Source organism: Soehngenia saccharolytica DSM 12858 (genome assembly GCF_059568515.1).
Genome location: NZ_JCANTN010000020.1, coordinates 1 through 12,445 on the forward strand (window position 1 = coordinate 1; position 12,445 = coordinate 12,445).

Annotated in this window: 11 protein-coding genes; 9 read left to right on the top strand and 2 right to left on the bottom strand. The window is 32.9% G+C overall.

What is annotated here, in order from left to right:
- Positions 1-448 precede the first annotated feature (448 nt).
- The 3 genes from prxU to wrbA all read left to right on the top strand — a co-directional run bounded on the left by prxU (position 449) and on the right by wrbA (position 2,241).
- Complete coding sequence (gene prxU / locus BO51_RS06580) at positions 449-1,057, top strand: thioredoxin-dependent peroxiredoxin (protein ID WP_496485182.1); 609 nt, start codon at positions 449-451, stop codon at positions 1,055-1,057.
- A gap of 68 nt (positions 1,058-1,125) precedes the next feature.
- Positions 1,126-1,527: a Fur family transcriptional regulator gene (locus tag BO51_RS06585; RefSeq protein WP_496485124.1), complete on the top strand. Its 402-nt coding sequence runs from the start codon at positions 1,126-1,128 to the stop codon at positions 1,525-1,527.
- 102 nt (positions 1,528-1,629) lie between these two features.
- Entirely contained in the window at positions 1,630-2,241 is a 612-nt protein-coding gene (gene wrbA, locus BO51_RS06590) for an NAD(P)H:quinone oxidoreductase type IV (protein ID WP_496485126.1), read from the top strand.
- Positions 2,242-2,285: 44 nt separating this feature from the next.
- Here the strand turns inward: wrbA and BO51_RS06595 are convergent, their stop codons facing one another.
- Positions 2,286-3,209: a DUF4349 domain-containing protein gene (locus BO51_RS06595; protein ID WP_496485128.1), complete on the bottom strand. Its 924-nt coding sequence runs from the start codon at positions 3,207-3,209 to the stop codon at positions 2,286-2,288.
- Between the two features lie 141 nt (positions 3,210-3,350).
- On the opposite strand from BO51_RS06595, the gene BO51_RS06600 reads away from it, so the two are divergent.
- Positions 3,351-4,217, top strand: coding sequence for a polysaccharide deacetylase family protein (locus tag BO51_RS06600; RefSeq protein WP_496485130.1), 867 nt, complete (start codon positions 3,351-3,353; stop codon positions 4,215-4,217).
- 10 nt (positions 4,218-4,227) lie between these two features.
- Here the strand turns inward: BO51_RS06600 and BO51_RS06605 are convergent, their stop codons facing one another.
- Complete coding sequence (locus BO51_RS06605; RefSeq protein WP_496485132.1) at positions 4,228-6,018, bottom strand: M3 family oligoendopeptidase; 1,791 nt, start codon at positions 6,016-6,018, stop codon at positions 4,228-4,230.
- A 375-nt stretch (positions 6,019-6,393) separates the two neighbouring features.
- On the opposite strand from BO51_RS06605, the gene yjeM reads away from it, so the two are divergent.
- The 5 genes from yjeM (at position 6,394) to BO51_RS06630 (ending at position 12,445) form a co-directional block, all read left to right on the top strand.
- Entirely contained in the window at positions 6,394-7,929 is a 1,536-nt protein-coding gene (yjeM, locus tag BO51_RS06610; protein WP_496485134.1) for a glutamate/gamma-aminobutyrate family transporter YjeM, read from the top strand.
- Positions 7,930-8,009: 80 nt separating this feature from the next.
- A complete protein-coding gene (gene msrB / locus BO51_RS06615; RefSeq protein WP_496485136.1) occupies positions 8,010-8,444 on the top strand; it encodes a peptide-methionine (R)-S-oxide reductase MsrB in 435 nt (144 codons plus the stop codon).
- Between the two features lie 84 nt (positions 8,445-8,528).
- Positions 8,529-10,148, top strand: a complete 1,620-nt coding sequence (locus BO51_RS06620) for a DEAD/DEAH box helicase (protein ID WP_135271714.1) — start codon at positions 8,529-8,531, stop codon at positions 10,146-10,148.
- A 32-nt stretch (positions 10,149-10,180) separates the two neighbouring features.
- A complete protein-coding gene (locus tag BO51_RS06625) occupies positions 10,181-11,197 on the top strand; it encodes a threonine aldolase family protein (protein WP_496485184.1) in 1,017 nt (338 codons plus the stop codon).
- Positions 11,198-11,314: 117 nt separating this feature from the next.
- A complete protein-coding gene (locus tag BO51_RS06630; RefSeq protein ID WP_496485139.1) occupies positions 11,315-12,445 on the top strand; it encodes a glycerate kinase in 1,131 nt (376 codons plus the stop codon).

A 12,445-nucleotide genomic window follows, 5' to 3' on the forward strand; every position in this document is an offset into this window, starting at 1 on the left:
TCTCAAATAAGTACACAACCTTGCATGTGACACGAGGAACCAGTGTTAACTGGCCTCAACCAGCCAAATAATGTAATCTTATGAGAATGGATAGATACTCTTTTTTACAGGTAGTCGCATAAAGGCGTCCTAGGAGGAATTGCATCAACCTCCAAATCCATAAATTAATTATACAATATTGTTCATGGTTCAGGCCAAAATAAACTGGCTTTATGGCTAAGATAAGAAGCCAAAGAAATGTATTTAATGATTAGAAAAGAAGACTATATTATTATTTAAGAAATTGATAATTATTACAGTGGAAAACTGTAATTTGATTATAACTATATTGTACAAGGAGGGAAAATCTATGGCAGAAGAATTAAAACCAGGTTGCACACGACCGGAGATAAAAAGAAAGAAAGAAGAAACAATTGAAAATCCAAGTGAAAAAAAGGAGGTCATAACTATGGTTAAAGTGGGGAAACCAGCACCTTTGTTTGAAGCGCCAGCTTTTCATGAAGGCAAGTTTATTAATGTAAAATTAGAAGACTACAAAGGGAAATGGGTACTACTATGTTTTTATCCGGGAGACTTTACTTTCGTCTGAGCTACTGAGGTAGCAGCAGTTGCTGCTAAATTTGATGAATTTAAAGAATTGGGAGTTGAAGTTTTATCCGTAAGTACTGACAGCCATTTCGTACACAAGATGTGGAATGATCATGAATTATCGAAGATGATTAATAAAGACATTCCATTCCCTATGGTATCAGATGCAGGTGGCTATATTGGAACTCTATATGGTATATACGATGAAGATAGCGGAACAGAAACAAGAGGAAGATTTATTATTGACCCAGATGGAGTGATTCAAGGATTTGAAGTATTAACTCCACCAGTAGGAAGAAATGTAAGTGAAACAATAAGACAGATAAAAGCTTTCCAATTAGTAAGAAAAACTCAAGGTGGAGAAGTTACACCATCTGGATGGAAACCTGGAAAAACAACTTTAAAACCTGGACCTGATTTAGTTGGAAATGTATGGAAAGTCTGGAAGGTAGAAGAAGCATTTGAATAAAATAAATCGATTGACCTAATATTATAAATAAGATATCATATTAACATAATATAAATGGAGTTGTTGATATGAATAATGAAGCTATTGTAGCTGTATTAAAAGAAAATAAAATGAGGCCATCTTTTATAAGAGTTAAAATTTATACTCTTTTAGTGGAATCAAGAATACATCCAACGGTTGACGAGCTATATGAACAGCTTTCAAAGGAGATTTTGACTTTATCAAAAACTACAGTTTATAACACTTTAAAACTATTTATTGATAAAGGGATAGTAAGAGCAATAAATATTGAAGGAAATGAGTTGCGGTTTGAAGCTGAGAGAGGTTTTCACGGCCACTTTAAATGCAGGGTATGCGGGCAAATTTACGACATACCTATGAATGAAAGTGCAATAACTAATGAATTGGATGGTTTTACAGTAGAAGATGTCCAAGTTTTAGTGTCTGGTGTATGCCCAGAATGTGAGTAAAAATAATTCCTACTAATTTAGTATATATTTGTTTATTATTTTTCTTCCTAGGGTATATTAATGCTACGACAATAATATACTAATATATAGGAGGAGTATTTAATGGATAAAGTCAAATTGGCAGTTATATTTTATAGTGGGTATGGCACAAATTTTAAAATGGCACAATGGGCAAGAGATGAAGCTGAAAAAGTAGGAGCAGAGGTTAGACTCTTGAAAGTTCAAGAATTAATTCCTGAAGAAATTATTAATGCCAATGAGGGATTAAAAGCTATGAAAGAAGCAACAAAAGATATACCTGTTGCTACTTCTGATGATTTGGTCTGGGCAGATGCATTTATTTTCAGTGCGGGAAGCAGATTTGGAAATATTCCATCTCAACTTAAAAATTTCTTAGATATGCAGGGTGGACTTTGGGCACAAGGTAAGTTAGCAAATAAAGTAGTATCAGCAATGTCATCAGCACAAAATCCTCATGGAGGTCAAGAGGGCACAGTTAAAGCTATTCTTACAACTATGATGCATTGGGGAGCAATAATTGTGACACCGGGATTTATAGATGAAGCAGTTTATGGAGCGGGTGGCAATCCTTATGGCACATCAGCTACAGTAGCTATGGATGGAAGCATAGTTGAGAATGTAGAACCAGCTGTTAGATTTCAAGCAAGAAGAACTGTAGAAGTTGCAAGTTGGATTAAAAAGGGAAGAGAATAAAAATTTAAAATCCTGAGGCTTTTAGCCTCAGGATTTTTTATGACTTATTTCTTGCTTGAATCTTCTTTAGGAGGATAATTTATTTTTTTCTTATTTCTCTTCATGCCGTATTTGACTATGACATAGATTATCACACCTAATAGAATAATGAAGAATATATTAGATACTATAAATAAAACTAATTGCTCAATAAAAATATAAAACTTATTTATAGCATCATTAAAAGCGGCTTTCAATTTAGTAAAGAATCCAGCATTGACCCCTGCTGAACTAGATAATTTGTTCACTTCATAGATTGATATATAAAAAGTTGAAAAATCAATTCTCTCATCGAGTCCCTGTAGTTCAGCTTTTAGAGATTCCTTTTGGGATATAACATCGCTTAATTGATTTTCTATAGCTAGTATATCTTCTATTTTCTCTGCTCTTTCTAAAAGACTTAAGAGTCTTTCTTCCTTAGTTTCTAAGACTTTTATTCGCGATTCGGTATCTATATAATATTTTGTAACATCTTGTTTAGAAGTATACTCGTTGGTTATGTTGCCAATGTCTGGGAGAGATTTTTTAAAGCTTGAAACTTTGTCTTTTGGGATTCTAATCTCGTAATACGCATATCTGTCATATTCGCTGTATCTGGCGCTGATTTTATTATCATAAGACACTTGAGAATTTACAACATAGCCATCGTTTGCTTCTATTAATTGATTTAATTTATCCAAAGTTTTCTCGTACTCTAGAGTTTCTATATTCATAGTGATTGTTGTGATAACTTTTTCTGGTTCTATAGAGCTGCCCTTTTCACCTGTAAATTCTTGAGTTTCACTTGGAGATTCTGGACTAATATTTTCTGGACTAGTAACTGCTGATTCATTATCTGAGCTATTTTTACTGCTGCTACAGCCTACAAGCAATGAAAGGATGAGAATTAAAGATAAAATTATCAAACTTAATTTTTTAAAGCTTTTCATACAAAATCATCTCCTTTTACTCATTATAGCATTAATTGGAAAGAAGTGGTTACGATATGATTACAATTTTTAAATAGTTAAAAATTTGGAAATGCGTCCGATATTATATGTAAGAATATTACATACATATTGGAGGTAAAGGTGGGGAGAAAAACTTTTTCTAGAACTTTTATAATTGTCTTTTTATTATTTATAACCACTACAACTAAAATTGAGGCTGCTAAAGGAATTAAACCAATAAAGATTCCAGTGTTGATGTATCATCATATAAGCGATGAGGTCAACAATTCAATGGTAGTGAGCAAAGACAAATTTCTTGAGGACATAATAACTTTAAAAGAAGCTGGGTATGAGACTATATTTTTAACTGGACTACATGATTATTTAAAAGGAAATACAGTTTTGCCGAAAAAACCCATAATAATAACATTTGATGATGGATATTCTTCGTTTTATGAAATAGCATATCCAATAGCTAAAGAGACAGATATGAAACTTACTGTTTCAATAATCGGCTGGTCGGTTGGCAGAGATACCATGATGGATGATAAAACACCAATTATTCCGCATTTTTCATGGGAACAAGCAAAAGAAATGATAGATAGTGGATTAGTCGATATACAAAATCACACTTATGATTTACATTCAACTGAAGGATATAGCGCTGGATTTAACAAGCCAACTGCAAAAGGAGTTATGAAACTTAAAGGCGAGAACGAATATAAATACAGAATGAGGTTGAGGGATGACCTTGTCACATTAAACTACTTGACTTATAATAATACTAGACATATTCCTTTATTTTTGGTATATCCATATGGTGCATACTCAGATTTAACTGAAAAGGCCATTTACAATTTTGGATTTAAAGGCAGCTTAACATCAGATGAAGGTATCAGGGAATATAAAACTGTAAATGATTTAAAGAAGATGCCGAGGATAAATGTTACTAATGATTTAAAAGGTGAAAAATTGTTGAATAAAATAAACAACGCGAAATTAAAATAAAAGACATGGCTTAAGCCATGTCTTTTATGATTTCATCTGCTAATTCTATATACATATTTACTTCTTGTTCAATTAATTTTAAAGAGCTAATGAAGAAATTCTTATCGTGAACATCGATATCCATCATCTTCGCCACATTATAGATATCGTTTTTGCCTGTTTCTCTCAGCAAAGCATCATATTGTTTTACAAAATTGTCTTTATCATTTAGATATTTTGCATACAATCCTTTTGAAAATAAAAGGCCAAATGCATATGGAAAATTATAAAAACTCAAGTCTGCAGAGTAATAATGAGATTTATTTATCCACATATAAGGATGCAGATAATTTTCATCTAGGCTATCACCATAAGCCTTCTTTTGAGAATCAATCATCATGTCTTTTAACTCATTTACAGTTAAAGGATGATCTTTTCTTCTTTCGAACACTTCGGACTCAAATAAAAACCTGCTTAATATATCCACTATTACTTGTCCTGAACCAGATATTGATTCTTCTAATATAGCAATTTTTTCATCGATATTTTTTGCTTCTTTTAAACTTGCATTTACCACGATAGTTTCACAAAATATAGAAGCGGTTTCAGCTATAGGCATAGGATACGAACTATTTAGTATAGATTCATCCTTTAAGTTAAATCCATGATAAGCATGTCCTAGCTCATGAGCTAAAGTTGTCATATTTGAAAAGCTTCCATTGAAATTTGCCATAACTCTGCTTTGACCTATGCAATGAAGATTTGAACAGAATGCTCCGCCTCTTTTTCCTTTTCGAGGCTCAACATCCAGCCAATTATTCTCATAAGCATTTTTAACGAAATCTGCCAATCTATCGCTAAAGGTTCTGAAATTATCTATTACATAATTAATGGCTTCTTCATATGAGAATGTTCTATCGTTTTTACCGACCGGAGCAAATAGATCGTAGAATGGAAGACTGCCTTTATGCCCTAACAATTCAGCTTTCTTTTTATAGTATCTATGGAAAATATCCAGATTTTCATTCATCGCTTCAAGCATTGCATTTAAAGTTTCTTCATCCATTCTTGACTTTATGAGAGTTTCATGGAGCGGCGATTTGTAGCCTCTCAAATCACATAAAGTAATTACTTCGCCCTTAATGCCATTTAATGCCGCACTTGAGGCATCTTCAATTTTTTTGTAAGAGTCGAGTTCTGCAAAATAGGCAGTTTTTCTTACATTGGCATCTGCATCATAAGCTAAATTTCTAACCACTGGAAGTGGTAAAGTTTCTTTTTTGCCAGCAAGTGTTATATCTACATCAAGAGTTGAAACGACTTTGTTTTGAAGTCCTTCCCAGGCTGAAGAACCTGTATTTGTTAATTTTGATATGATTACCTCTTGATCTTTTGGAAGTAAAAATTTTGCTCTTTGTCTATTTGATAAAAGGAAGTACTCATGTTCTCTTAATAAAGCACTTGAAGCAATAACTTCTTCAAGATTATCAAGTTTTAGTAGAAAATTTTGAAATTCAACGATTGAAGGAGTTATTTCGTTTGCAATTACCTCGATTTTGTCAAGATATTTAAAAGCTTCTTCATCGTTTGCGTCAACTGCGTTTGTTAAATGCGCAAATGCAGCTAACCTAGAAACATAGTATCTGTATTGTTTCAAATGATCGATATAAGTTTCCAATTTCTCTTTTGCATTATCTGTGTTTAAAAAAGCTTCACTAGTCCAAGCATTTATATCTTCAACTAGTTTTTTGAAATAAACTAAATCTGATTGAAATTCATCACTATCAAATGATGGGTATAATTCTTTTAGACTCCAACGCAAATTGCATCACCTCTATATTTATTTCGACACACTAATATTATAACATAGCTTTTTATAGTAGCAACAACAAAGAAAGTTAAAAAAATAACGAATAATTTCACACAATGAAATATTTAAAAAATTGTTAAATACGTGGAAATAAGAAAATTGAAATAAAACGTTCATGATATTTCATAAATCGAAACAATCTATTTTGGAAATATTACAAATAATCATACAAAATACGCATAAACAAGCTATTAACGAATAGTATATAAAGTAGTGAAAAATCAGAATAAAATTATAATTAGCAAACGTATTGCATTTTACTATAAATCGTATATAATTAATAACGTTGTACTATATGTTATTAAATTAACTATTGAGGAGGATAATATGGCTAAAGATGCTTCAAAATCAAAATTAACACTAGTTTCATTAATTCTTATGATTTTCACCTCTGTATATGGCTTTAACAACATTCCTAGGTCATTTTACAAGATGGGATATGCTGCAATTCCTTGGTTTATAGTATCTGGCATTTTATTTTTTATACCATTCGCATTTATGATGGCTGAGTATGGAGCAGCTTTTAAAGATGAAAAAGGCGGTATATATTCGTGGATGGAAAAGTCTGTAGGGCCTAAATACGCATTTGTAGCAACATTCATGTGGTATTCTTCATATATTATTTGGATGGTGAATGTTTCTTCTGGACTATGGGTACCATTGTCCAATGCAATTTTTGGACAAGATAATACACAAACTTGGTCATTCCTAGGTTTAAGTGCTACGCAAGTTCTTGGGGTATTAGGAATTATATGGATTTTATTCGTTACTTTTGTTTCTACAAAAGGCCTAGATAAGATTAAAAAGGTTACCTCGATTGGAGGAATAGCTGTAACTGGATTAAATATTCTACTATGGGTAGGTGCAATTACTGTTTTAGTTTTAAACAAAGGCAGTTTTGCTGAGCCAATAGTTGGATTAAAATCATTTACTCAGCCAATTAATCCAGAGTATCAAGGGAGTTTTATTGCGTCATTATCATTTGTGGTATATGCAATATTTGCATATGGTGGAATTGAGGCAGTGGGTGGATTAGTAGACCAAACAGAGAACCCAGAAAAGACATTTCCAAAGGGAGTTGCGATATCTGCCGCAGTAATATCAATTGGATATGCTCTTGGAATATTGCTAGTTGGGGCATTTACAAATTGGAATGATGTAATAAATTCATCTAATGTTCACATCGGAAATGCAAGCTATGTTATAATGAATAACCTCGGTGTGGCTGTAGGTCAAGCGATGGGCGTGGCTGAGCAAACAGCTCTTTTATTCGGAAGAGTAATTGCTAGAGTATTTGGTTTCTCGACATTTTTAGCTTTAATGGGTGCATTCTTTACTTTGACATATTCACCATTAAAACAATTAATCGAAGGTACACCAAAAGAGCTATGGCCTGGCAAATTCAGTAAAATCGATGAGAAAAATGGGATGCCCGTGAATGCAATGGTTGTTCAAGCAGTTGTTGTAAGTGCTATTATAGCTTTAGTATCTTTCGGCGGAGAGTCAGTTTCCAAGTTCTTTGACATATTGGTTATTATGACAAATGTTGCTATGACAGTACCTTATATGTTCTTAGCAGGAGCATTCCCTGCATTTAAGAAAAATCAAGAGATTGTAAAACCATTTGAGGTTTATAAAAACTATAAGACATCATTTGTTGCTACTGTAATAGTTGTTTTGACAGTTGGTTTCGCTAACTTCTTTACAATATTAGAGCCAGCTCTAAACGGAGATTTAAAGAGCGCTATATGGTCAATTATAGGACCGGTATTATTCTCAATAATTGCTTTATTGATGTTCTACTTTTATGAGAAAAAAACAAGCAACATTAAAGTCGTTAATAAAGTTGAAACTCAAAACTAGCAAAATGCCCTTTGGTATACCAAAGGGCATTTTGTTTAAGAACAACTAATTTTGGATATACATAATCAAAGGTGATGATTATGAAAAAGATTGACAAAGAAAAATTAAAAAGAGACTTAAATCCCATATCTTACAAAGTAACTCAGGAAAACGCGACAGAAAGACCTTTTTCAAGTCCGCTGAACGACAATTTTGAAGAAGGGATATATGTAGACATAGTTTCAGGAGAAGTGCTTTTTTCTTCAAAAGACAAATTTGATGCAGGGTGTGGTTGGCCAAGTTTTACTAAACCTGTCGATGAAGAAAATATTGTTGAAAAAAAGGATCTTTCCCATGGAATGATTAGAACTGAAGTAAGATCCAAAGAAGCAGATTCGCATTTGGGGCATGTATTCAATGATGGGCCAAGTGAAAAAGGTGGGCTTAGGTATTGCATTAATGGAGCAAGCTTGAGATTTATAAAGAAAGAGGATATGGAAAAAGAAGGATATAAAGATTACTTGGATAAAGTTTAGAGGTCGCTCTAAACTTTTTTCTTGCTTTTATGTCTACTTAAGTATATACTTAATTAGTTAAAGACAAGGAGGAAATTTTTTTATATGGAGAAATTAAGATTTGATGAAATGGAATTTAGTGAGGCTGTGAAGAAAGGCATAAGGGATATGGGTTTTGAAGAGATGTCCCCTATTCAATCACAAGCAATACCTATTCTTTTACAAGGTATAGATGTAATCGGCCAAGCACAAACAGGAACCGGTAAAACAGCTGCTTTTGGCATACCTTTGTTAGAAATGGTAGATGTAAGTGTAAAAAAGACTCAAGCGCTCATACTATGTCCAACTAGAGAGCTTTCTGTACAGGTAGCTGAAGAACTTACAAATTTAGCTAAGCACGTAAAAGGGCTTAACATATTACCAGTTTACGGCGGACAACCAATAGAAAGACAATTAAAGGGTTTAAAAGCAGGAGTGCAAATAGTTGTAGGCACACCTGGTAGAGTCATTGATCACATTAGAAGAAAAACTATAAAGACTGACAGCATAAAATACATGGTGCTCGATGAAGCTGACGAGATGTTTGACATGGGATTTAGAGATGATATTGAATTGGTTATGAATACATTGCCAAAAGAAAGGCAGACAATATTTTTCTCAGCGACTATGCCAGATGAAATAAGACAATTTGCAAAGAAGTTCCAAAAAGACCCACAGTATATAAAAGTAGTTCATAAAGAACTTACTGTACCTAAAGTAGAGCAATCGTATTACGAAGTAAGATCACAGATGAAAACTGAGATACTCAGTAGACTAATAGATATATACAACCCAAAATTGACATTGGTATTTTGCAACACCAAAAAGAAAGTAGATGAGTTGACTACAGAACTTCAATCTAGAGGCTATTTAGCTGATGGGCTGCATGGAGACTTAAAGCAAAATCAAAGGGATATGGTAATGAACAAATTCAGGAAATCAACAATTGATATCTTAGTAGCTACCGATGTAGCCGCTAGAGGATTAGATGTTGATGATATTGATTTGGTAGTAAATTATGATTTGCCACAAGACGAAGAAAACTATGTTCATAGGATAGGCAGGACAGCAAGAGCAGGACGAAGTGGAAGAGCTTTTAGTTTTGTATCTGGAAGAGAGATATATAAACTTAAAGACATACAAAAGTACACTAAGACAACTATAGAGAGAAGAGAAATACCAACTTTAAAGGATATACAAGCAAAATACACTGAAAGCGTTCAAGATAAGATAAAGCAAGAAATTGAGGCAATTGAAGAAAATGACTTAACTAAATACAATTCAATATTAGATGCATTGTTATTAGAAGAGTACAGCTCATTTGACATAGCTCTTGCACTATTGAAGATGTATTTAGATGAGAAAAAAATATTTGAAGGTCATGAAGAAATAGAGCAGATAGATACAAAGAGAAAATACAATCCAAATGGAATGTATACAAGACTTCACATAAATGCAGGAAAGACTCTAGGCATCAGCCCAAGACATATATTATCTGCAATATTTGAAGAGACTGGTTTAAATAAAAAAATCATTGGAAATATAGATCTATATGACGATTTTACTTTTATTGAAGTACCTTCTGAATACGATGAAGTAATTATAAATAGTTTAAATGGCAAGAAAATAAGAGGGATAAAAGTAAGAGTTGAAAGAGCAAATGCTAAGAAGAAAATAAGCAGGTAATAATTTTTAATCTGGAGGCGATAGTGTTGAAAATGTTTAAAAGCGACAACACATCTGGGGTTCATCCTAAAGTATTAAAAGCTATTGAGGAAGTTAATTTTGAACATGAAAGTGCTTATGGTGAAGATTCGGTAACAAAGAAAGCTATAGAAAAATTCAGATCTGTCTTTGAAAAAGATGTTGATGTCTTTTTCGTAACTACAGGTACATCTGCAAATGTTATAGGGTTATCAGGAGCCTTGTTGCCATACGAAGGAGTGATTGCTCCAGTAACTGCACATATAAATGTTGATGAATGTGGAGCTTTAGAAAGATATGCAGGCAATAAGATAATACAAATACAAACTGAAGATGGCAAAATAAATCCTGAAATGATAGTGGATACTTTAATAGTTTTAGGGGATGAGCATGCTGTTCAACCTAAAATCATCTCTATATCTCAAGTTACTGAACTGGGAACTTTATATGAAGTTGATGAAATAAAAGCACTAGCAGATTTTGCTCATAAAAATGGGTTATATCTGCATGTTGATGGAGCTAGGATTGCAAATGCAGTATGCGCATTAAATTCGTCATTCAAAGAGATGTTAACAGATACAGGAGTTGATTTAGTTAGCTTTGGTGGGACTAAAAATGGAATGATGATTGGTGAAGCAATTGTTGTTTTTAATGACAACCTCAAAGGCAGATATCATTTTTATAGAAAACAAGGTATGCAACTAGTTTCAAAGATGAGATTTATTTCCGCACAGTTTTTAGCCTATTTAGATGGAGTATGGGAAGAAAATGCTAGAAATTCAAATGAGATGGCAACATATTTTGCTAATGAATTGGAGAAATTCGATCAGATAAAGTTAAAATCTAAAGTCAGGGCTAATATGATATTCGCTTATATGCCAAAAGATTTGATAAATGTACTTCATGAAAAATTTGCATTTTATGTAAATGATGAAAAAGAGGGTTTAATAAGATTGGTAACCTCCTTTGACACTACCAAAGAAGATATAGACTTGTTTATAAATGAAATTAAAAATTATTACAATAAATAAACCTTGACTTAAGTCAAGGTTTTTTTCATAGGAGAAAATCAGAAAAATACTAGGTTATAAATAAACCGCTTTGGGTATAATCAAATTATATAAATACAGAAGAAAGCGGGAGCTCAAATGAAAGTTATAATTGCGCCATGTGGGATTAGAAATATCTTAGATGCCAATGATATGGCCATATATATGGAAGATGGGGTTAGAAATATAGTAAAAAATGCTGAAATCTATAAATTCCCCTTGCTAAATGGAGATTCTCCAATTGAACAGACAAAAGCGTTGGGAGGCAAAATTTACGAAAAAGAAACGCTTGATCCATTAGGAAGGAAAATCCATGCAAAATACGCTGCGCTAAATGATAAAGTGATCATTGAATTAAAGGAAAGTTCAGGATTAAGACACTTGAATATGGAGGAAAAGAATCCTTTATACACTTCAACTTATGGCACGGGTTTGTTGATTTTAGACGCATTAAATAAAGGATATAGGGATTTTTATGTTTTCACTCATGGTAGTGCTACTAATGATGCTGGAATAGGAATATTAAATAGCTTGGGATTTAGATTTTTAGACATTAATGGAAATGAAGTTGAATTGAATGCAAAGGGACTATACACAATAAGAGATATAGATAGTTCGAAGAAAGATGCACGTCTTGACGAGACTTCATTTACAGTAGTTACGGATTATAATCAGGAGTTTTCTGGACTTCACGGCATCGCTTATACTTATGGGCCAATAAAAGGTGCGACGCCTTTGATTATAGAATCTTTAGACAGGGGACTTAGAAATTTTGCATTAGTAGTTGAGAAAAAAATAGGAGTAGATGTTGAAAAGGTGAAAGGCTCAGGTGCGGGTGGCGGAGTTGCAGCAGGATTATATAGTTTTTTAAATGCTGACATAATATCGACTATAGATGCTTTTTATGAGATTAGCAATTTAAAAAATTATATTTACAATGCAGATTTAGTTTTAACTGGCTCCACTGAAGTTATGAAAGGCGAAAAATTAAATCCCGTCATGATGGACATTGTAGATATAGCACATAAAAACCATGTACCAGTAGTTGGCATATTCGGATATACAGATAATGGAATTGAAAAACTCTATTCTAGTGGTTTCACCGGGATTTATCCACTGTATAAAAACAGGCTTCATATGGATAATTTTTATGCAGAACCTCATGAAATGCTTGTAAAAATGGTTGAATCCATCATAAGCATAGTAATTGATGAACAATATGAGGGATAA